At 56.6% G+C, this 20,147-nt stretch carries 21 protein-coding genes; 16 read left to right on the top strand and 5 right to left on the bottom strand.

The features are described from left to right. From FPT12_RS09975 to FPT12_RS09990, 4 genes are all read right to left on the bottom strand, one after another. Positions 1-1,039: efflux RND transporter periplasmic adaptor subunit (locus tag FPT12_RS09975; RefSeq protein ID WP_145016116.1), on the bottom strand; the 1,039-nt coding region annotated here is incomplete at its 3' end. Next, entirely contained in the window at positions 1,036-2,292 is a 1,257-nt protein-coding gene (locus tag FPT12_RS09980) for a TolC family protein (protein WP_145016117.1), read from the bottom strand. The genes FPT12_RS09975 and FPT12_RS09980, both read right to left, overlap by 4 nt. A 99-nt stretch (positions 2,293-2,391) precedes the next feature. Further along, complete coding sequence (locus tag FPT12_RS09985; protein WP_145016118.1) at positions 2,392-2,733, bottom strand: hypothetical protein; 342 nt, start codon at positions 2,731-2,733, stop codon at positions 2,392-2,394. Positions 2,734-2,893: 160 nt separating this feature from the next. Beyond that, a complete protein-coding gene (locus FPT12_RS09990; RefSeq protein ID WP_145016119.1) occupies positions 2,894-3,136 on the bottom strand; it encodes a DUF2933 domain-containing protein in 243 nt (80 codons plus the stop codon). Between the two features lie 433 nt (positions 3,137-3,569). On the opposite strand from FPT12_RS09990, the gene FPT12_RS09995 reads away from it, so the two are divergent. From FPT12_RS09995 to FPT12_RS10065, 16 genes are all read left to right on the top strand, one after another. Next, positions 3,570-4,475 (top strand): F510_1955 family glycosylhydrolase, encoded by a 906-nt coding sequence (locus tag FPT12_RS09995; RefSeq protein ID WP_145016120.1) that lies wholly within the window; start codon positions 3,570-3,572, stop codon positions 4,473-4,475. Positions 4,476-4,723: 248 nt separating this feature from the next. Continuing rightward, the gene (locus FPT12_RS10000) at positions 4,724-5,317 is read left to right on the top strand and encodes a cytochrome b/b6 domain-containing protein (protein ID WP_145016121.1); all 594 of its coding nucleotides are present in this window, start codon (positions 4,724-4,726) and stop codon (positions 5,315-5,317) included. A gap of 30 nt (positions 5,318-5,347) precedes the next feature. Further along, positions 5,348-6,094 carry a molybdopterin-dependent oxidoreductase gene (locus tag FPT12_RS10005; RefSeq protein WP_256676692.1) on the top strand — a complete coding sequence of 249 codons (747 nt, stop codon included), beginning with the start codon at positions 5,348-5,350 and terminating at the stop codon, positions 6,092-6,094. Between the two features lie 79 nt (positions 6,095-6,173). Beyond that, positions 6,174-6,386, top strand: a complete 213-nt coding sequence (locus FPT12_RS10010; RefSeq protein ID WP_145016123.1) for a hypothetical protein — start codon at positions 6,174-6,176, stop codon at positions 6,384-6,386. 149 nt (positions 6,387-6,535) lie between these two features. Further along, complete coding sequence (arsN2, locus tag FPT12_RS10015) at positions 6,536-6,997, top strand: arsenic resistance N-acetyltransferase ArsN2 (protein WP_145016124.1); 462 nt, start codon at positions 6,536-6,538, stop codon at positions 6,995-6,997. Positions 6,998-7,171: 174 nt separating this feature from the next. Beyond that, complete coding sequence (locus FPT12_RS27635) at positions 7,172-7,372, top strand: hypothetical protein (RefSeq protein ID WP_178098701.1); 201 nt, start codon at positions 7,172-7,174, stop codon at positions 7,370-7,372. Positions 7,373-7,416: 44 nt separating this feature from the next. Continuing rightward, on the top strand, positions 7,417-7,830 hold the full coding sequence (locus FPT12_RS10020) for an arsenate reductase ArsC (protein ID WP_145016125.1): 414 nt from the start codon (positions 7,417-7,419) through the stop codon (positions 7,828-7,830). Between the two features lie 8 nt (positions 7,831-7,838). Then, a complete protein-coding gene (locus FPT12_RS10025; protein ID WP_145016126.1) occupies positions 7,839-8,195 on the top strand; it encodes a metalloregulator ArsR/SmtB family transcription factor in 357 nt (118 codons plus the stop codon). Between the two features lie 43 nt (positions 8,196-8,238). Beyond that, entirely contained in the window at positions 8,239-8,709 is a 471-nt protein-coding gene (locus FPT12_RS10030; RefSeq protein ID WP_145016127.1) for an arsenate reductase ArsC, read from the top strand. 17 nt (positions 8,710-8,726) lie between these two features. Further along, positions 8,727-9,803 (top strand): ACR3 family arsenite efflux transporter, encoded by a 1,077-nt coding sequence (gene arsB / locus FPT12_RS10035; RefSeq protein ID WP_145016128.1) that lies wholly within the window; start codon positions 8,727-8,729, stop codon positions 9,801-9,803. Beyond that, positions 9,793-10,509: an arsenical resistance protein ArsH gene (gene arsH, locus FPT12_RS10040; protein WP_145016129.1), complete on the top strand. Its 717-nt coding sequence runs from the start codon at positions 9,793-9,795 to the stop codon at positions 10,507-10,509. The genes arsB and arsH overlap by 11 nt, the downstream gene beginning before the upstream one ends. 12 nt (positions 10,510-10,521) lie before the next feature. Further along, positions 10,522-11,034 carry a cyclin-dependent kinase inhibitor 3 family protein gene (locus FPT12_RS10045; RefSeq protein WP_145016130.1) on the top strand — a complete coding sequence of 171 codons (513 nt, stop codon included), beginning with the start codon at positions 10,522-10,524 and terminating at the stop codon, positions 11,032-11,034. Between the two features lie 23 nt (positions 11,035-11,057). Next, positions 11,058-12,062: an ArsJ-associated glyceraldehyde-3-phosphate dehydrogenase gene (locus tag FPT12_RS10050; RefSeq protein WP_145016131.1), complete on the top strand. Its 1,005-nt coding sequence runs from the start codon at positions 11,058-11,060 to the stop codon at positions 12,060-12,062. A 9-nt stretch (positions 12,063-12,071) separates the two neighbouring features. Next, a complete protein-coding gene (gene arsJ / locus FPT12_RS10055; RefSeq protein WP_145016132.1) occupies positions 12,072-13,286 on the top strand; it encodes an organoarsenical effux MFS transporter ArsJ in 1,215 nt (404 codons plus the stop codon). A 342-nt stretch (positions 13,287-13,628) separates the two neighbouring features. After that, on the top strand, positions 13,629-17,093 hold the full coding sequence (gene tssI, locus FPT12_RS10060) for a type VI secretion system tip protein TssI/VgrG (protein ID WP_145016133.1): 3,465 nt from the start codon (positions 13,629-13,631) through the stop codon (positions 17,091-17,093). Then, positions 17,086-17,736, top strand: a complete 651-nt coding sequence (locus FPT12_RS10065) for a DUF2931 family protein (RefSeq protein ID WP_145016134.1) — start codon at positions 17,086-17,088, stop codon at positions 17,734-17,736. The genes tssI and FPT12_RS10065 overlap by 8 nt, the downstream gene beginning before the upstream one ends. Before the next feature lie 144 nt (positions 17,737-17,880). On the opposite strand, the gene FPT12_RS10070 is transcribed toward FPT12_RS10065, so the two are convergent. Beyond that, on the bottom strand, positions 17,881-20,121 hold the full coding sequence (locus FPT12_RS10070) for a DEAD/DEAH box helicase (RefSeq protein WP_145016276.1): 2,241 nt from the start codon (positions 20,119-20,121) through the stop codon (positions 17,881-17,883). Positions 20,122-20,147 lie beyond the last annotated feature (26 nt).

Genomic DNA, 20,147 nt, shown 5'->3' on the forward strand with positions numbered 1-20,147 from the left:
GTCGGCCAGTGCGGATGACCGCTTCGCTCGGCACCCACAACACACTTTGCTCGGTCGTGTGGTTCAGGCGCACCTGCGCCGACAATCCGGGCCTGAGACGCCCGTCAGGGTTGGGCAGTTCGACGCGTACGCGAACGGTCCGACTGTCCATATTCGTTTCGGGCAGAATCGCACTGACCGTGCCCTTGAGCACTGTCCCTGGGAAGGCTGGAAGGCGTGCCTCTACCGTCTGGCCGACGATGATCGATCCGGTCTCTGATTCTGGAACGGCCACCGCTAGCCAAACGCTACTCAAACCATTGACGCGAGCCAGCGTCTCGCCGGCCGACACGGTCATGCCCGTACGGACATCCAACTCTTGCAGCACACCACTGATGGGGCTGGTGAGGGTCAGATTCGGCTGAATCTTGCCGCTGCGTTCGACCTGGGTAATCAGCGCTGCCGGCATCCCCGTGAGGTGTAGCCGTTGGCGGGCCGCTGCCAGCAAGTCGGCATCGCCATTACGCTTCAGTGCGAGGAATTCTTCCTGAGCTGCGGCCCATTCCGGTACCAGGATATCCGCCAATGGTGCATTGGCCTTGAGCACATCGCCGGGAGCACGGGCATAAACCCGCTCGACAAAACCGGCAGTACGCGCCTGGATCACGGCGACATCACGCTCGTTGAGCGTCAGCACGCCGACCACGTCCAGGCTGGAAGCGAGGACTCCATGGGTCACCGTCGCCAGACGCAGGCCGAGGTTCTGGGTCAGACTGGGGTCGATGCTGATGGCTGCGCTGTTCGTTGCTGCGTCGGCGTATTGCGGCACCAGCTGCATATCCATGAAGGGCGACTTACCCGGCTTGTCGAACTTCTGCTGCGGGTACATCGGATCGTACCAATACAGGGCCTTGCGTTCGTCTTGCGTCTTGGGGCTCTGCTCGGCGAGTGCGCTAGGCATTCCGTTCATGCGCTGCTGAGCGAACCAGTATCCGCCGACAACACCTAGGGCGACCGACAAACCGGTCAACAAAGCCCCTTTCCAGATTCGAGTGCTCATTGGCTGGTTTCCCCATAATTGAAATACAAGCGCGCATTGGTCAGGGCTCGCTGTTCTTCGACGTCAATCTGTTTGAGGCGGGCCTCTATAAGTTCACGTCGGGCAGCGATGACTGGCGCCAGGTCACCTTTACCTGCGCGGTAGCTGGCCATGGTCAGTCCGACCTTTTCCTTGGCCAAGGGCACTAGACTTTCCTGGCTGCGACGCACCGCACGATTCAGGCGCTCGTACTCGGCCAGACTCTCCTCCAATTGCTGGGTATGTTCGCGCACCATATCTTCACGCTCAGCCTCCAACTGATTGAGTTCGGCGTGTCTGGCGGCGATCTTCGGATTCTGTCTGGAACCGGGAAACAGTGGCAGGTCGAACGAGAACTGCACGCTAACCATGTCGCCGAACTGACGGTCACGGTGTTGGTAATCGAGTTCCCAGCTCCAGTCGGACTGTTTTTCCGCCTCGGCTTCACGGACTTTTGCCTCCGCTTCGCGGGTCATCGGTACGAAAGCCGCCAGTACGGGGTGATGTTGTAGCTTATGGGAGTAGCCTGAGGTCTCGACTGGCCATTCCGGCAAACTGCCGGTTGGTGGATCGTTGGCTGCCGGGCCAATCCAGCGCTTGAGAGCAGCTCTGGCTTGAGTGCGCAGGCGGATCAGGTCGTCCTGTTGGTCCGCCAATTGAGCCGCTTCCTGCTTGGGCGTTACCGCATCAGCAGGCTGGGCTCGTCCACCGGCGATCTGTGCCCGCACGGTATCGGTCAACAGACGATTTTCTTTGTAAAAGTCCTGGAACAGCGCCTCTTTACGCTCGACGGAGTAGCTGCTGATCCAGGCCAGTGCCGTGGCCTGACGGACGTTCAGGCGTTCGATACGACCTTCGGCCGTTGCTCGGTCAACGGCCGCATCGGCCACTTCAATACGTGCTTTGCGCTTGTCGCGGTTTGGCACTTCCTGCATGACCCCAACCATCTGCATGGTCATGGAGTCTTGGTTAATGCTCCAGCGTTCGGGGCCGCCAATGGGATAGTTCTGCACGCCGAGCTTTAACTTCGGGTCAGGTAGTTCGCCGGCTGGAATGGCAGCACTGCTGGCAGCTTGCAGTTTGGCCGCTTGGGCGGTCAGTGACGGGGCATTGTTTTCGGCCAACCGCAAGGCTTCATCGAGTGTCAGCGGGGCGGCGACGCTCGGCAATGCCAGTACGCTTGCCGTCAGGGCAGCCACGAGGGGCCAACCTGTGCAATAGCGCTGGGAGTTCATGTTCACGATTCCTGTGAAGATCCACTGCGCGCTTCATAAGACATGCGCGCAGATATGCCATCCCGCCAGGGCGGGATGAGACTCAGTGTGGTACAGGAATCAAACGCGAGGCGGTCGCCATACCCCTGAAGGGGTCTGTGCTGGCAGGAAATCGCTGAAGAGGGATAGCACCTGCGGACTGGACAAGCGAGTGGCAGGCTTGATGATCAAGACTTGCAGCATGCCGCCAGTCTTGCATTCCTGACCAGGTTTGCAGGGTTTGCCGTGATCGGTGGGGCTTTTCATGTCATTGCAACAGTCCTGGCCCATATCACTCATCATCGCCATGCCCGTCGTTTTCATTGGGCAAGGTTCAGTCGGTGCCTGAATGCCCGCCATCCCGCTGAGGGGAAGCGCCAAGCTAATCAGGAAAATGAGACAACACCGCAGATAGCGTTTCATGCGGGGGAGTCTAGTCGCTGGTAATGGACTGTACAATTACGAATCTGTCAGGAAGAGCCCGTCGGATAGAGTCTGAAGGTCAATAAGAACCTCCTCGTGTAGAGACAAGGACTCGCTGAATAGCCAAGCCCAACTCGCTGAGCATGGAAGTAGTTACAGCTCACGGCACGTCGTTCGGATCACGGTTGATTGGTTTTACCGCCTGTGTGTCATCGGTAGTTGGCGGGGCCTTGTGCATGTTGCGCATACAAAACACCATCGACAGCGGACACAGCAGCACCAGAAAGATTAGCGCGTTCGCCGCGATCCAGGCTTGAAAAGCGGGAAACAAGACATAGGTTGCCGCCAGGATAATGGCTGCGCCGATGCCCAGCTGAACCATTGTGGGTTTATTACGAGTCATGATGCTCTCCTATCGGGCAAGTCGAGAGGGGCATCATTCAGAGCTGGCCCAGATGGTTGCTCAGAGTCATCGCAATGCTTGGCCAAATGCGACTTGGCCATCAGCAGCGTCCTGAAGTACCTCTCAACCGTAAGGCTGCACCTTGTCATTGAGGGAAGGTCAAGCAGCAGTGCGCGGTCTCTATTTGCACCATCGTAAACAGCGCAATTCATTTGGACTGCCATGGGATTTGCGGATGCTGATAACAATCCAAGGGCTGTGAACTACAGTTGTACTGCCCCCTCTCCATGTACTCCTTCCGTTGAGAGGCTGGCCTTGGGTGCCAACGTTAGGCACCTCTTTAATTTCATCTGCGGAGCTTCATCCGCAGACGCGGTTGGCCGTTAGCCAGATATCCACCGGCAAGGGCTCAGCCACGCTTGGAGAATGGACTATGGATCTGGGAAAGACTCTACGCCGGACGATATCGATTGGCATGCTGATGGGGCTCACCCACCTGACTGCCGACGCCGCGACGACGATTACCTTGAAGCATGTTCACGGGCTAGCTTTCAGCCAGGATGGGCAACAGTTGTCCATCCCTAGTCATGACGGACTAGCCCTGTACCGTGATGGTCACTGGAGCAAGGCACCTGGGCCTGAACACGACTACATGGGGTTTTCTGCCGGCCGCCAGGCGATCTATAGCAGCGGGCATCCGGCCAGTGGCAGTGGCCTGGTCAATCCTCTCGGGGTCATCAAGAGCACTGATGGCGGGAGTACCTGGCAGCAGCTTGGGTTTCAAGGAGAGTCGGACTTTCATCTTTTAGCCAGCGGCTTCGACAATGGGGCTCTCTACGTTTACAACACGCACCCGAACTCAAAAATGACTTCTGCTGGCTTGTACTCCAGCCTGAACGACGGAGCCACCTGGCAGCATGCTTCGGCGCAAGGGATGGGGTCAGAGCCGAGTGCATTGGCGGTGCATCCCACCGATAGCAAAACCGTTGCCGTGGCGACCAGCAGCGGCCTGTTCTTATCAAACGATGCCGGCGAGCACTTCCAGCCAGTTCTCCAGAACGTTCAAGTGCTGAGCGTCAGCTTCAGCATCGACGGGAAGAGCTTATGGTTTGGCAGTTTTAACAAAGTGCCATTGCTCTCGACATTAGACCTGAAGACTCACGAGATCAGCGCCCTCGGTTTACCACCACTCAATCAGGATGCCGTCGCTTACATGGCGCAAAGCCCGGCCAATGCTCAGGAGTGGGCGATGGCGACTATCAAGCGTGACGTCTACCTGTCGCAAGACGAAGGCAAGACCTGGAAAGCTATCGCACAGGCGGGACAAACGCTGGAGTAAGCCTTCTGACCGGCATAGCACTTGGAGCACGCAGCCAGCGATGATCAGGCTTGCTCATCTACGCAAAGTGCCAGGACGAGTAATGTAAAACGGCGTCTATCAGCCGATGCTAGTCTTGATAGATACGTCGCTAGGTCGGCGCTGTTTGCGACTCCATTGAGTTGCCGGTTAACCATGGGGGATTGAGCCAACACACTTCGTGGTGGTCGGGGGGAATTCATCGGCGCGGTGCCGGCAGGATAGGGATTATGAGTAGCTCCCAAACCATTCACCCGATTTGGCTCCGGCTGACCCATTGGATCAACGTCATCGCGGTAATTATCCTCGTGATGAGCGGCTGGCGTATCTATAACGCCTCCCCGATTTTTTCCTTTCAGATTCCCGCTAGTATCACCCTGGGTGGTTGGTTGGCGGGGGCACTACTGTGGCATTTTGCGGCGATGTGGATACTGTTCATCAACGGTATTGTTTACCTGCTGCTCAATATTTTCTCGGGCCGCATCGCCTACAAGTTTTTCCCTATACGTCCCACCGAAGTCTTTCATGATTTCCTCGCAGCTCTCAGAGGCAAGCTCGCCCATGCGGACTTGCGGCACTACAACGCCCTGCAAAAGCTCGCCTACCTGTTTGTCATGCTCGACCTCATTGTGCTCGTACTGTCGGGTCTGGTGATCTGGAAGTCAGTGCAGTTTCCATTGCTGAGAGAGCTGATGGGCGGTTATGACTCAGCGCGAATCGTGCATTTTGTCTGCATGGCCCTGCTGGTCGCTTTTACCGTGGTGCATCTGGTGATGGTGGCCCTCGTGCCGCGCACCCTAATTGCCATGCTGCGCGGGCACTAACTCATGAACAGAAAGATTGGAAAAGACGGAATGGATGACCCCGCCATCATCAAATCGGTGGCGCAGGAACTTGATCTACCTGCACGCAGACAGTTTCTTCGCCATGCCTGGACGCTTGGGGGAATTGCCTTACTGACGGGCTGTCGTCTGGATGACAGCGACTCCGTGGAGTCCATGTTGGAAATGGTCTCGCGCTTCAATGACAAGGTTCAGGCTGTGCTGTTCGATCCGAGCAGGCTGGCACCGACTTACCCCGAGTCGATGATGACGCGGCCATTTCCCTTCAACGCCTATTACGACCGCAACAGCATCCCGAACATCAACAGTGATGGTTTCAAACTCGCGGTTGGCGGTTTGGTCCAGGATAAACACAGCTGGACCCTCGCCGAGCTGAATCAGCTGCCGCAAACCACGCAGGTCACGCGCCTGATTTGCGTGGAGGGCTGGAGCGCCATCGGCAAATGGGGAGGGGTGACATTTTCGACCTTTCTGCAACGGGTAGGCGCTGATACCAGCGCCAAATATGTAGGCCTGAAATGCGCTGATGATTATTACAGCAGCATCGACATGCCCACGGCCTTGCATGCGCAAACGCTGCTGACCCTGAGCTATGACGATCAGGTATTGCCACCGGAATACGGTTACCCGCTGCGGCTGCGTATGCCCACCAAGCTGGGCTTCAAGAACCCCAAGCATGTTGTGGAGATCTTTGTGACCAACGATTACCCCGGTGGTTATTGGGAGGATCAGGGTTACAACTGGTTCAGCGGCAGTTGAACACTCCAGGACCAATAGCACCTGCTGATTGACGGACGCTCCAGAAAAGTCTTCTGCCAATAACCGGAGGGCTCAAGGTATGAAACGACTGTTTGTGTGCCTGATATTCGGTCTTTTCGTGTTGATGATGGGTGTTGCCCAGGCGGTCGAAGGCGCGGGGCCCGGTATGATGGCGAATGGGATGATGGGTGGCGGCATGATGGCTGTTTGCGCTGTCTTCGGACTGCTCATACTGGCGGTACTTGTCCTCGCGATTCTTGCGCTGATCAAGTACTTGCGCAGCGGCAAGTAATACACTCGACGGCAAAAAAGCTGAAAACTGGCTGCTGATTTAAGTCTCTGACCCTCTCTTAAAAATTGGGGGAAATGTCGATTCCTTCGGTGGGCTTTGCTCGCATAGTCAAAGAGCGGCGGATTGGTTTACGAGGGAAGGAGTCACGGATGAACGAACAGATTGGAATTCGATCCAGGCAACTCACCAGTGCAGAGATACCGGAGCTAAGCCGTATTTTGAGTGAGGCGGGACTTCCAACTGAGGATTTATTGCTCCCTGGGCGTATGTTTTTTCGATTCGAGCAAGCTGGGGAGTTGCTCGGGTTTGGCGGGATCGAAGGTGCAGGTACTGATCGATTGCTGCGTTCTCTCCTTGTGCTGGAGAGCTGTCGGGGTCGAGGTAACGGCCATCGTGTGCTTGCAATGCTCGAACAGTTAGCGTTAGTCGATGGGGTGCGACAGCTGCACCTACTTACGAATACAGCTTCGATTTTCTTTAGCACAAACGGCTATCGGACAGTCCCGCGAATCGAAGCCCCCGAGACGATCTCTAACTCGGTCGAGTTCACTTCACTATGCCCAGCTTCGGCTGTGTACATGGTGAAAGACCTCCGTCATTGTGCCGGATGAATTTAAGGGTGATGAGGGCTACGCGATTGCCGAGCTATCCACCGCCCGCTGCCAGCTTAGAAAGCTGCTTGGCAGGCTTCCATGCTCCTTGAACTCTTTCAGTTCCTTTGAGCCCTCTCGAAACACCTACAAGCGTCCATCTTCAACTTCGGTCACGAAACCGGGCGCGTCGTATTGGCAGGTAAAACTGTGCTGGCAAACGGGCTAGTCAGCGGCGATGAGATTTGGATTAAACTTTTCGTATATATGGATAGCCGGATGCTTTTGCACTTGCTTAGCTTGCTTTCGGCCAAGGCTCCCGTCAGCCAACGCATTGCTGGCACCTTTTCCCCTGATTTACTCATCGGCGTCATTCGTGCTTTACGAGATATCTGATAAATCGTATATTCGTTTTTTCGCATGCAATCAGGGATATCGTAATGCCCACCAAATCTCGCGTTTTGTTCGTCTGCATAGCCAATGCCGCTCGTTCACAGCTAGCCGAGGCGTTGCTGCGTCATACCGACTCGGAGCATTTCGAAGCCTATAGCGCGGGAAGCGCACCGACCCAGGTCGATCAGCGCACCATTGCGGCGCTGGCTCATCTGGGCATCGACACAACAGGGCTTCGCAGTAAATCCATCGACGAACTCAAGTTGGGCGAGTTCGATTACGTCATTACCTTGTGCAACAAGTCAGCTTACGAGTGTCAGCCCTTACCCATTTCTGGTGAGCGGCTGGCATGGGATTTTGAAGACCCAGTGACAAGCGAGAAGCCCGATGCTTTCCGCCATACCCTTCATGAAATTCATGAGCGCATCAAAATGTTCGTGCTTGTGAAAAACAAACGCTGAGACCTGATATGGCAACCCACCTGACACCGACCACTGTCTTCAAATGCCTCGCCGATGAAACTCGGGTGCGCATCATGCTGCTGATCGCTCGTGAAGAAGAGCTGTGTGTATGTGAACTGACCTGTGCTCTGGATGAAGCCCAGCCCAAGGTTTCCCGGCATTTGGCCCAGCTACGTACTTGCGGCCTGCTGGCTGATCGTCGTCAGGGGCAATGGGTTTACTACCGATTACATCCTGACCTACCAGATTGGGTTCACTCCATTCTGGGGACAGTGCTGGATGCCAATAAACATTGGCTAAGCCCTAACTCAAAACGTCTTGAGGGCATGGGCGACAGGCCTGAGCGCGCTGCCGCCTGTTGTTAAGCCCTTCACTGCTGACTGCCTCCAGCGAATATGAGATGCCCATATGAAGATCCTGTTCCTCTGCACCGCCAACAGTTGCCGCAGCATTCTGTGCGAAGCCATGTTCAATCACTTGGCGCCCCAAGGCATGAAAGCCTACAGCGCTGGCAGTCAACCCAAAGGCGAAGTGCATCCGCTGAGTCTCAAGACGTTGGAAAACGCTGGTATATCGACGCTCGGGCTGCTCAGCAAGTCCAGCGATGTCCATGTGAATCTGGCACCTGATTTCGTCATCACGGTGTGCGACAAGGCTGCCGGTGAAGCCTGTCCGGTATTTTTCGGACCGGCCACCAAGGCCCACTGGGGACTGGCCGACCCTTCGGAATACCAAGGGACTCAAGAAGAGATCGAGGCGGCTTTCGAAGCCACCTTGGAGCAGATCAAAACCCGTATCGAAGCCTTCCTGGCATTACCGCTTTCTCTACTGAGTGCCGAACAGCTCAAGGCAGAGCTGGCCTTGATCGGCACGCTGTAACTACAGGAGCAATGACCATGAGTAAAAGCCGCCTTTCCTTCCTGGACCGTTACCTGACCCTGTGGATTTTCCTCGCCATGGCCTTGGGTATCGGTTTGGGGAGTCTGTTCAAAGGCTGGCCGCAGTGGCTCAACAGTCTTTCTGTGGGCACGACCAACATCCCCATCGCTATCGGCTTGATCGTGATGATGTATCCACCCCTGGCCAAGGTTCGTTACGAAGAACTGCCGGAAGTCTTCAAGGACAAACGCATCCTCATTTTGTCTTTGGTTCAGAACTGGCTCGTCGGGCCGGTATTGATGTTCGCACTGGCAATCATCTTCCTTCGGGACCAGCCGGAATACATGACGGGGCTGATCTTGATCGGTCTGGCTCGTTGCATCGCGATGGTGCTGGTCTGGAACCAGATCGCCGGTGGCAACAATCAGTACGTCGCCGGGCTGGTAGCGTTCAACAGCATCTTCCAGATCCTGTTTTTCAGTCTGTACGCCTGGGTCTTTCTTGGTCTGTTGCCGCCGCTGTTCGGACTAGAAGGCAGCGTGATTGAGACCAGTTTTGCCAGCATCGCCAAGTCGGTGTTGATCTACCTGGGCGTACCGTTCCTGGCAGGTTTCTTGACCCGCAAGATACTCATCGCTCGTAACGGTGAAGCCTGGTACCAGGAACACTTCATTCCCAAGATCAGCCCACTGACCCTGGTGGCGCTGTTGTTGACCATCGTGGCCATGTTCAGCCTCAAGGGTGATGTGGTGCTGCAACTGCCGCTCGATGTATTGCGCATCGCGATCCCCCTGACGATCTATTTCGTGGTGATGTTCTTCATCAGCTTCTGGATGGGCAAGCTGCTCAAGGCTGACTATCCACGCACCACTGCACTGGCCTTCACCGCTGCGAGCAACAATTTTGAGCTGGCGATTGCCGTAGCTATTGCCACCTTCGGCCTGGCTTCCCCGGTCGCCTTCGCCACAGTGATTGGCCCATTGGTGGAAGTTCCGGTTCTGATTTCTCTGGTCGGTGTTGCCCTTTGGCTGAAGCGCCGCTGGTTTGATGATTCCAAGAGCGCAGTTGCGCAGGACAAAGACTATGTACGATGACCGCATCCCCCAACTCGATACCGAACTGGTCGATCTCCCATCGACTGACAAGCTCGGCATCGAAGAGACCTCCATCCACAAGCCACGCATTCTGCTGCTGTACGGATCGACTCGTGAGCGTTCCTTCAGTCGCCTGCTGGTAGAAGAAGCGGCCCGGCTACTGGAGCACTTCGGCGCCGAGGCGCGGATTTTCAATCCGTCAGGTTTGCCGCTCCCTGATGACACCCCCAATGATCACCCTCGGGTTCAAGAACTGCGCGAGTTGATGCTGTGGTCGGAAGGGCAAGTTTGGTGTTCCCCCGAGCGCCACGGTTCGATGAGCGCGGTATTCAAAGCGCAGATCGACTGGGTGCCGTTGGCAATGGGCGCAGTGCGTCCGACCCAAGGCAAAACCCTCGCCGTCATGCAGGTGTGCGGTGGCTCGCAGTCGTTCAACGTGGTCAATCAGCTGCGGGTGCTGGGACGCTGGATGCGCATGTTCACCATCCCCAACCAGTCGTCCGTACCTAAAGCCTATATGGAGTTCGACGACAACGGTCGGATGAAGCCTTCTCCTTTCTACGACCGTGTCGTGGATGTGATGGAAGAGTTGGTGAAGTTCACGCTGCTGCTTCGCGACCGCCAGGACTATCTGGTCGACCGTTATTCCGAGCGCAAGGAATCGGCGGAAGAACTCATGAAACGTGTCAATCAGCGCTCCATCTGAGGAATTCTCACCGTGCAACAACACCCATATTCCGTACTACCCCTGGCACAGTTCAAAGGCCAATTGATCTTTACCCCGTGCCCAGGCACGAAGGGCACCCGATCTTCCGAAGCGTTGCAGACTCTTAAGGACGCTGGTGCATCGGCTCTGCTGACGCTGATGCCGACCGAGGAGTTGCTCCAGAATGAGATCGATCTGTTGCCCGAAGAGTGTCAGCTCCTGGGTATCGAATGGTTTCACCTGCCAGTAGCGGACGAACAGGTCCCCGGTGAGGCATTTAAGGCGGCGTGGGAACAGCACCATCAACGCATCAAGCAATTGCTGATTGAAGGCAAAACCATTGCTATCCACTGCAAGGGGGGCTCGGGCCGAACGGGGTTGATCGCGGCTCAGTTGTTGATCGAGTGCGGCGTGCCATTCAACGAAGCGATCCGTGAGGTGCAGTCACTGCGTCCACGCGCCATTCAGCATCCAGCCCATGTCGAATACATCGGCCAGTTCGACACCCAGCCGAACTCCCACTGACAACAGATACAGAGCACAACAACATGACTATCAAAGTTGGCATCAATGGTTTTGGCCGGATCGGTCGCCTCGCTTTGCGAGCCGCCTGGAGTTGGCCAGAGTTCGAATTCGTGCAGATCAACGATCCAGCAGGTGACGCGGTAACACATGCGCACCTGATCAACTTCGACTCGGTGCATGGCCGTTGGAACAACGAAGCCAGCGCCGAAGGCGACAGCGTCGTCATCGACGGCAAACGGATCAAGGTCACAGCCAACAAAGCGATTGCCGACACCGATTGGTCGGGCTGCGATCTGGTGATTGAAGCCAGCGGCAAGATGAAGACCGTCGCGGTGCTTCAGGCTTACCTCGACCAGGGCGTTAAACGCGTGGTGGTCTGTGCGCCGGTCAAGGAGCAAGGCGCCTTAAACGTGGTGATGGGCGTTAACCAGCACCTGTTCGACCCTGCGGAGCACCGCATCGTGACCGCCGCCTCCTGCACCACCAACTGTCTGGCGCCAGTGGTGAAGGTGATCCACGGGAAACTGGGCATTCGCCACGGTTCGATCACCACCATCCACGACCTGACCAACACCCAAAGCATTCTTGATCAACCCCACAAGGATCTGCGTCGTGCACGCGCTTCGGGCATGAGCCTGATCCCGACCAGCACCGGCTCGGCAACAGCCATCGCCGAGATTTTTCCAGAGCTGCGCGGACGTTTGAATGGTCACGCCGTGCGCGTACCGCTGGCCAACGCTTCGCTGACCGACTGTGTCTTCGAAGTCGAGCGCGCCACGACCGTCGAGGAAGTGAACCAGTTCCTGAAGGATGCTTCGGAAAACGAGCTGAAGGACATCCTCGGTTTCGAGGAGCGCCCGCTGGTGTCCATCGACTACCGCACCGACCCCCGCTCATCGATCATCGACGCGCTGTCGACCATGGTCATCAACGGCACCCAGGTCAAACTCTACGCTTGGTACGACAACGAATGGGGCTATGCCAACCGCACCGTCGAACTGGCCAGAATGGTCGGGCTGGCGGTCTAAGGAGCGGTCATGAAAGCGTTGTCAGCCCTCGCTCCAGAAGTGCGGCAGTACCTGCTCGTCACCGGTAATTACTGGGCCTTCACCCTCACCGACGGTGCCTTGCGCATGTTGGTGGTGCTGCACTTTCACGCGCTGGGCTACAGCCCACTTCAAATCGCGGCGTTGTTTCTGTTCTACGAATTTTTTGGCGTGATTACCAACCTTGTGGGCGGCTATCTCGGCGCCCGGCTGGGTCTGAACCGGACCATGAACATTGGACTGGGCATCCAGGTCGCGGCGCTGCTGATGCTAACGGTGCCTGCGTCCTGGTTGACCATCCCTTGGGTAATGGGCGCTCAGGCGCTGTCAGGGATTGCCAAAGACCTGAACAAGATGAGTGCCAAAAGCTCCATCAAAACTCTGGTGCCCGATGGGCAACAGGGCAAGCTTTACCAATGGATAGCCATCCTCACCGGCTCGAAGAATGCACTTAAGGGTGTCGGTTTCTTTCTCGGTGGGGCATTGCTCGCCCTGATGGGTTTCAAAGGTGCGTTACTGGCCATGGCGGGTGTGTTGGCGCTGATCTGGATCAGCAGCCTGATTCTGCTTAAGAAGGACCTGGGCAAAGCCAAGGCCAAGCCCAAGTTTCGTGAAATCCTGTCCAAGAGCCGGGCGATCAACATTCTCTCAGCAGCGCGGATGTTTCTGTTCGGTGCTCGTGATGTCTGGTTCGTCGTGGCTTTGCCGGTGTACTTGAGCAGCGTCTTTGGTTGGGATTTCTGGAAGGTCGGTGGATTCCTGGCGGCCTGGGTGATCGGCTACGGCATCGTGCAATCGTTCGCTCCGCGCATCACTGGCAAGAAACGGGGACATGTCCCTGATGGACGCGCTGCGTTCCTCTGGGCACTGGCTCTGGCAGGTCTGCCAGCGGCCATCGCCCTCGGGTTGAACACCGGGTTGTCGCAACAGGTCGTTTTGCTGGGAGGGTTGATGGTCTTCGGCGCGCTGTTCGCAGTGAACTCCTCTCTGCACAGCTACCTGATCGTGTCCTACGCCAAGGAAGACGGAGTGTCTCTGGACGTGGGCTTTTACTACATGTCCAACGCCATGGGACGCCTGATCGGCACGGTGCTCTCCGGCTGGGTATATCAGGTGTATGGATTGGAGGCATGCTTGTGGATATCGAGCGCTTTCGTGCTGCTCGCTGCCTTGATTTCTATAGGGCTGCCCAAGCATTCGGTGTAGTGACCCTTTCTTGTAAGAAATCTCACTCCTTATCGCAGCGTTTCTTCTCCACAGCGAAGGAGGTCGCCCCCACACAATTTATTGTGTGGGGGGGCTGCTAGCTTCATGATCTTCGGAGACACGCCCGGCTGGTGTGTACCCGCACTGGGCGTTGTTAGCGCAACATCGATAAGGGGGCATAGAGGCTGAGCCCGTTCATTTTTCCTTCGATTTGCGCTGAGATTTACGTAGGAAGTTTCTGATTCTTTGTGTGGCAATGTCCCGCAGTAATTTCTTTATTGAGGTAATGGGTCTAATCACGCACCATCGCGTCCTGGTTATTCAAAGGACGGAATCAAAGGCATGTTGGATGCTAACGCTACCCATATTTCTCTTACCCTCGAAGGTGTTTCCACTGACCTTCAGGTACTCAGTTTCGTCGGCCGCGAAGCCCTCAATCAGCCATTCTGCTTCGATATCGAACTGGTCAGTGCGCGTCCCGACCTCAAGCTTGAACAGTTGCTGCACAAACCGGCCTGCCTGACCTTCGGCGCCACCGGCCAGGGCATTATCCATGGCCTGGTCTACCGCATAGCCCAGGGCGACTCCGGCAAAAGCCTGACGCGCTACAGCATCAGCCTGACCCCCCAGCTCAACTACCTGCGCCACAACCATGACCAGCAGATCTTCCAGCACCTCACAGTGCCGAAGATCATCGCACTGGTCCTAGAGGAGCGCGGCATCCTGTCCAATGCCTACAGTTTCCAGCTCAGCGCGATCTACCCCGAGCGCGTGTACTGCGTGCAGTACGACGAATCCGACCTGCAATTCATCCAGCGCCTCTGTGAAGAAGAAGGCATTCACTTCCACTTCCAACACAGTGCCAGCGGTCACAAACTGGTGTTCGGCGATGACCAGACGGTGTTCCGCAAACTGGCGCCGGTGGCCTACCAGCAAGACTCCGGCATGGCCGCCGACAAACCGGTGATCAAGCGTTTCAACCTGCGCCTGGAGACCCGCACCAGCCGCGTCAGTCGTCGCGATTACGATTTCGAAAAGCCGCGCATCCTGCCCGAAGGCGCGGCCAAGAGCGCGTTTCTTCCGGACCTCGAAGACTACGACTACCCTGGCCGTTTCACTGACCGTGCGCGCGGTAAACAGCTGGCGACCCGTGCCCTTGAGCGCCACCGAAGTGACTACCAGCTGGCCGAAGGTAAAGGCGACGAGCCGACCCTGGTCAGCGGCCATTTCCTGGCGTTGAGCGAACACCCACGTGCTGAGTGGAATGACCTTTGGTTGTTACTGGAGGTTCTTCACGAAGGTAAACAGCCGCAGGTGCTGGGCGAGTCCATTACCAGCGACGTCACCCAGAACAAGGATGACTTCCACCAGGGCTACCGCAACCGCTTCCTCGCCACCCCGTGGGACGCCCATTACCGCCCGCCGTTGGAGCACCCGAAACCCATGGGTATCGGCAGCCAGACAGCGATCGTTACCGGGCCCAAGGGCGAAGAAATCCACTGCGACGAATACGGGCGCATCAAGGTGCAATTTTACTGGGACCGCGACGGCCAGGCCGACGACAAAACCAGTTGCTGGGTCCGCGTGGCCAGCGGCTGGGCCGGTAGTACCTATGGCGGTATTGCCATCCCGCGCATCGGCATGGAAGTGCTGGTGACCTTCCTCGAAGGCGACCCAGACCAGCCATTGGTCACTGGTTGCCTGTACCACAAGGAAAACGTCGTCCCCTACGACCTGCCGGCGAACAAGACCCGCAGCACCTTCAAGACCCTCAGTTCCCCGGGCGGCAAGGGCTACAACGAGTTCCGCATCGAAGACAAGAAAGGCGCCGAACAGATTTACCTGCACGCTCAGCGTGACTGGGACGAAAACATTGAGCACAACCAGAAAATCCGCGTCGGCAACGAACGCCATGACATGGTCGAGGCCAACACCCTCACCGAACTCAAGGCCGAAGAACACCGCATCACCCACCTCGACCGCAAGACCGAAGCCCGGGCCGATGACCACCTCACCGTCGGCGCCACCCAGCATGTGAAAGTCGGCACCGCACAGTTCGTTGAATCCGGTCAGGAAATCCACTACCACGCCGGCGACAAGGTGGTGGTGGAAGGTGGTATGGAACTGACGGCCAAGGCTGGCGGCAGTTTCATCAAGGTTGATGCGGGCGGTGTGACCCTCAGCGGCGCCAACGTCAAGGTCAATTCCGGTGGTGCTCCGGGTGCAGGTACGGGCATTCAGATCCTCGCACCATTGATTCCAGGGGTTGCCGCTCTGGCCGCTGCCGGCCAGTTGCTCAAGGCGCCTCCTGTGGGTGCGTTAGAGGCACCACCGGTGGAAGAGGAGTTGGAAGAAGAGGAAGAAGAAGTCGAACTGGAAGACATCACCTTGCGGGTGGGCGTGTTCTTCGACGGCACCGGCAACAACCGAACCAACAGTGAACGCGTTTTTGGCTGTTTTGCGCCGGACGTGAATCTGGAGGAGTCTGCAGAGGATATTCGCAAGTTTTGCGCAGCTCATGGTTACGACGGTAAAGGCAGCTCACCGGATAACAGCTACGGGAACGACACCAGTAACGTGGCGAAGCTGTATGACCTTTACATAGATGAACAAGGCAAAGCTCTACCCATTGACGCGACAATCGCAAACTTAGCCATTTATCTGGAGGGCATTGGCACCAGTAGCACCGGAGAGGACTCCCTGTACTCACAGGGCACCGGTTTGGGGGCGCAGGGCGTCAGGTCACGGGTCGAAGAAACTCCAGCGCTACTGGTTAAAGCGCTAAGAGCTTTCGGAATAAACAATCCGGATAAACGGATTGAGCGTATTGAGTTTGATATTTTCGGATTCAGTCGTGGTGCAGCCGCCGCACGGGACTTTGCCAATGAAGTTCTGAAAGGCGAAAAAAGCATTCTGGCTAAGGCGATTCCCGTTGGTACGTCTGGACTAGCAGATAGCTTTGCATGGGCGGCGCATACCGATGTCTCAATAAATTTTATCGGTATCTACGACACGGTAGCGGCCATTTCCAACCCACTGTTATTGGACTTCAATGGCCATAACGCGGACAACCCAGGTATCACTATCGTTTTGGCGCCAGATGTAGCCAAGAAGGTTGTTCACCTGGTCGCTCGAAATGAGCGGCGCTATAACTTTTCCCTGAACAGTGCCGGTGCGGCCGACATTGTCTTGCCCGGCGTGCACTCGGACCTCGGTGGTGGGTATCTGCCAAAAGCCACGGAGCGAGTACTGGTTAGCAAACCACGGAGAAGTGATGTCGAAGAAAAAACCTCATTTACTGAAGCCAATAGTTACAAGCTTGCGCAGCAGGACTTAAGAAGGCTTCAAGATCAATTGGCGCAATACAATCTTCCTCTGGAGCTGCGGACGTGGGAAGTTCCGTATCGCACCACAGGCAAAGACAATCGAGCCAATATGAAACACGTTTATGCGGCGGTGAGCAGTCAGCGCGAGGTTCGTAGTGATTTGTCGTTGATCTACTTGCGGATCATGCGTGAACTGGCGGTGGAGAATGGCGTGCCTTTTCGAAAAATTATGGAACACGATCCAAGGCTGGCGCTGCCTGCCGAACTCGTTCCAATTTCTGAAAAGCTGATGAACTACGCATTGGGCAAAAGCCCGACAACCGGGTTGAATCCGCAAGAAGAAGAGCTGCTTTTTCAACGGTATGTTCACCTGTCCGACAATTGGAATGCCGCTAAGAATCTGAACAACAGCGATCTAGACGTGGTTTTCATCAACCGACCCAACGACGACCCTCTGCGCACGGTGCACCCTAATGAGTAAGCTTTTACGTATCGTCATCGTCGCGCTCTTGCTCAGCGGCTGCACATCTGCCAATAGCGGGTCCTTACCCTACGACGCTTGGCGCTTGGGCTTCTCCGCACCTGACTATATGGAGGTCTGGATCGAGACAGCTGACGTGATAGATATGCAGGGGAACGTCTATAGACGTGCCATGAGTGGTATCGCTGCTATGCAGACGCCTTCCAACAACTCTGGAGATCCTAAAGGCTGGCCTGCAAGACCCGGTTGGGGTAAGGGTAAGTACGTAAAGGGGGCGGACCTGCCGAAAAAAATCTACGTCCGCTGGCAATCACTGGTCGAGCCCCAAACGTACAAAATGGCTATCGACATTCCCGAGTCGACCAGAGAGATCATGCGCAAGAAGGAAAAGGTTTTTTGCGCCTTTGATGGAAAGTGGATAACGGACTATCGCGAAGCATTGGTCATCGGTCTTGCACCTGGCGGAATTGCCAAAGTCTGGGTGATGGGCCCCTGCCTGCCTGCCATCGAAGTCACGCGAGTACAAGCCGAGGTTGATCCACGTGGACCGTATGAAGGGCAATCGGGTGGGAAATACGACCCACCCTCCGACGAGTCGAAAGCCTATGTCGAGAAGTTTGGTGTGCCGTATGGCTCTTGGTAGCAGAGGGATCTACCGCTCCGTTGTAATGTTCTATGCTTAGTGGTTTCGCCGTGAAAGGCTGTAGCTCCGTCGCACTCTCGCATCGAACACAGCAGCTGCATTAACGATCAGGCAGTAAAAGGCCACCCGGAGGTGGCCTTGAAGTCATGCTGCGATCAGTTGTCTGGCAAGCGCCATCTCCACCGAATCACCATCCTGGTTCAGCGAGTCAATTCCTGACTCTGGAACATCTCCCGACGTGCTTTGAGCCACTGCGATCTTCTTGGCCATCAGCTGCAGGCAAGTGATTTGCGAGCTGTCGATATAACCGAAGAAAATCACACGGACGGGGTGTTTCTGCCCAATTCTCCATGACCGTCGTGCCGCCTGTTGCAGGGTGTAGACGTTGTACCCCGTCTGCAGGAAGGCGATCGTCGGGAAGTCGAGCAGATCCAAACCGGTCTTTACCAGCTCCGGGTTGGTGATCAGCACGTCGATGCCGCGGTCGACCTGGTCGAGAATCCAATCCTCGCGCCTGGCTGTGTCCACTGACGCCCTCAATACCGCGACCTTCAAACCGGCTTGCTCCAGCAACCGTTTCAGTCGAGAGGTGGTGTCACGGGTTCCGCTGTACACGGTGTAGGCCAGGACCTTGCGGCCTTTGGCTTTCTCCGCGAGGCATAGATCCACCAGCGCCTGCTCCTTGGGCATCAGTTCTTCATCCCCAAAGATTGATGGCACGAAGGCCAACGTATCCTTGGATCGCGGATGCTTCACCATTTCCGATCGGAAGCAGCAGTCTGGCCAAGCCAGCAGCACGTTGAGTACTACGCCCAGGAGCGTGGTATCTCGACGAGCCAGTGCCTGGCGAAGCTCCTGGGTCAATTTGCCGGCCAATTGCTGATAGGCAAAGGCCTGCTCAGCAGACATGGCGATGTCGACGAACTCTTCCTGGTACGCCGGCAGCACGTTGCCGCCGATGTCCTTTAGTTTCAGGAACACGGTGAAGGGCAGTACAAAGCGGTGAATTCCTTTCGGGCCGAAGCCCGGGGCTTTTACCGTCCGTACCGAGAGTTTCTTGCCCTTCGCGGTTTTGTGCGACTCGGTGTCCCGCTCGGTGTAGATGTCCTTCAGCACGCCGTGATCACGCATGAAGGACATGGCCGCAGGGGCCATGCTGCCACGCGCGTTGGGACGGTAACCGTCCTCGATCATGCTTCGGGTCAGGACCCGGAACAGGAGGTAGAACAGGTCGTCGGCATAGCCGCCCATAAGGGTGCCGGTCAGCAGCACGGATTTCCGTGCCTTCGCTGCCAGCACCCCCATAGCCTGACCTTGAGCCGAGCCGCTGTTCTTGTACTCATGGCCTTCGTCTACCACCAGAAGGTCGAAGTATCCATCAGGCAGGTAGCGCTTGATGAACTCCGTGGGTTGGTAACCGCCTTCGCCAAAGCCGAACTCGATGTTGGCCATGGCGCGCTCCATGCGCTTAGCCTGGCGGTCGCTGAAGATGAAGTTGCCCTTGGCATCCATCAGGTTGATGAACTCGCTGACGTTGTCGACCAGCATCGAGGCGAGAAAGTCCTCCCCGAAGTCGTTCAACAGGCGTTCAGCACTGACTGGACCGATGGTCGGGATGCGACACATCGATTTCAGAATGGTCGATCGACGAGTGCCGCTCTCAGTTTTGCCTGAACGCATAAGCGTCCAAAGTGGGCCTTCGCAATGAGGGCAGCTTCGACGGCGTTCCTCTCGGTGAAACTCTTCCACGGTGATCAGGTTGCCTTCTTGGTCCTCAAGACCTCGGCCGCAATCAGAACAGCTCGCAAGCAGGCGTCCGCCGGCAGAGCGACGTGGCCAACACGCCAGGCGCCAGTGAAACCCCATCCGCATACGCACGCGCCCGAGGATGAAGAACTCTTGTCGCCCGTCGTAGGGCTCTCCCAGTTGGTCACGCAACTTGAGCAACTTCACCAAGGAGTCAGGCCCGTTGAGTACCCAGACGCGAGCGTCCGGAATAGTTTCGAGGATCTCGCGCCGCCACTTGTAAACCAGGTGCGGTGGAGAAATGACCAAGGTGCGGCGATAGCCCGCGCTGTGCATGACGGCTGCTACAGCGATGGCCATCATGGTTTTGCCAGTCCCCATCTCGGCATTGATGATCGCGGCCTCTTCGTTGCGATCGAGCAGCAACGCGGCGACCGCTTGCACAACATCAGCCTGGGCGGGGAAGGGGTGGCGTTTGAGTCCATCCATCACCAGCTGGTGATGTGGGTTTGCGTTGCCGGCGTAGACCGGTGGATTCGAGCAGTTGAGGGAGTTCAGTAGCTCGTCACCGAACTCGTCGATGAAGTCGGTGAGGCCAATGGTCAAAGGTGTAAGAGGGGCTTGGACGTGGTCGTTCATGGTGTTTCTCCTGAGAGGATGAAACA

The organism is Pseudomonas sp. H3(2019) (genome assembly GCF_007713465.1).
Classification (GTDB): Bacteria; Pseudomonadota; Gammaproteobacteria; order Pseudomonadales; family Pseudomonadaceae; genus Aquipseudomonas.

What these genes read in the sequence shown, in the direction of transcription:
- FPT12_RS10020 (WP_145016125.1), top strand. Translation starts at nt 7,417, where the DNA reads ATGCCCACCAAATCTCGCGTTTTGTTCGTCTGCATAGCCAATGCCGCT.
- tssI (WP_145016133.1), top strand. Translation starts at nt 13,629, where the DNA reads ATGTTGGATGCTAACGCTACCCATATTTCTCTTACCCTCGAAGGTGTT.
- arsJ (WP_145016132.1), top strand. Translation starts at nt 12,072, where the DNA reads ATGAAAGCGTTGTCAGCCCTCGCTCCAGAAGTGCGGCAGTACCTGCTC.
- FPT12_RS10025 (WP_145016126.1), top strand. Translation starts at nt 7,839, where the DNA reads ATGGCAACCCACCTGACACCGACCACTGTCTTCAAATGCCTCGCCGAT.
- FPT12_RS10050 (WP_145016131.1), top strand. Translation starts at nt 11,058, where the DNA reads ATGACTATCAAAGTTGGCATCAATGGTTTTGGCCGGATCGGTCGCCTC.
- FPT12_RS09980 (WP_145016117.1), bottom strand. Translation starts at nt 2,292, where the DNA reads ATGAACTCCCAGCGCTATTGCACAGGTTGGCCCCTCGTGGCTGCCCTG.
- FPT12_RS09985 (WP_145016118.1), bottom strand. Translation starts at nt 2,733, where the DNA reads ATGAAACGCTATCTGCGGTGTTGTCTCATTTTCCTGATTAGCTTGGCG.
- arsN2 (WP_145016124.1), top strand. Translation starts at nt 6,536, where the DNA reads ATGAACGAACAGATTGGAATTCGATCCAGGCAACTCACCAGTGCAGAG.
- FPT12_RS10010 (WP_145016123.1), top strand. Translation starts at nt 6,174, where the DNA reads ATGAAACGACTGTTTGTGTGCCTGATATTCGGTCTTTTCGTGTTGATG.
- FPT12_RS10070 (WP_145016276.1), bottom strand. Translation starts at nt 20,121, where the DNA reads ATGAACGACCACGTCCAAGCCCCTCTTACACCTTTGACCATTGGCCTC.
- FPT12_RS10000 (WP_145016121.1), top strand. Translation starts at nt 4,724, where the DNA reads ATGAGTAGCTCCCAAACCATTCACCCGATTTGGCTCCGGCTGACCCAT.
- FPT12_RS10005 (WP_256676692.1), top strand. Translation starts at nt 5,348, where the DNA reads ATGGATGACCCCGCCATCATCAAATCGGTGGCGCAGGAACTTGATCTA.
- FPT12_RS10030 (WP_145016127.1), top strand. Translation starts at nt 8,239, where the DNA reads ATGAAGATCCTGTTCCTCTGCACCGCCAACAGTTGCCGCAGCATTCTG.
- arsH (WP_145016129.1), top strand. Translation starts at nt 9,793, where the DNA reads ATGTACGATGACCGCATCCCCCAACTCGATACCGAACTGGTCGATCTC.
- arsB (WP_145016128.1), top strand. Translation starts at nt 8,727, where the DNA reads ATGAGTAAAAGCCGCCTTTCCTTCCTGGACCGTTACCTGACCCTGTGG.
- FPT12_RS09990 (WP_145016119.1), bottom strand. Translation starts at nt 3,136, where the DNA reads ATGACTCGTAATAAACCCACAATGGTTCAGCTGGGCATCGGCGCAGCC.
- FPT12_RS09995 (WP_145016120.1), top strand. Translation starts at nt 3,570, where the DNA reads ATGGATCTGGGAAAGACTCTACGCCGGACGATATCGATTGGCATGCTG.
- FPT12_RS10065 (WP_145016134.1), top strand. Translation starts at nt 17,086, where the DNA reads ATGAGTAAGCTTTTACGTATCGTCATCGTCGCGCTCTTGCTCAGCGGC.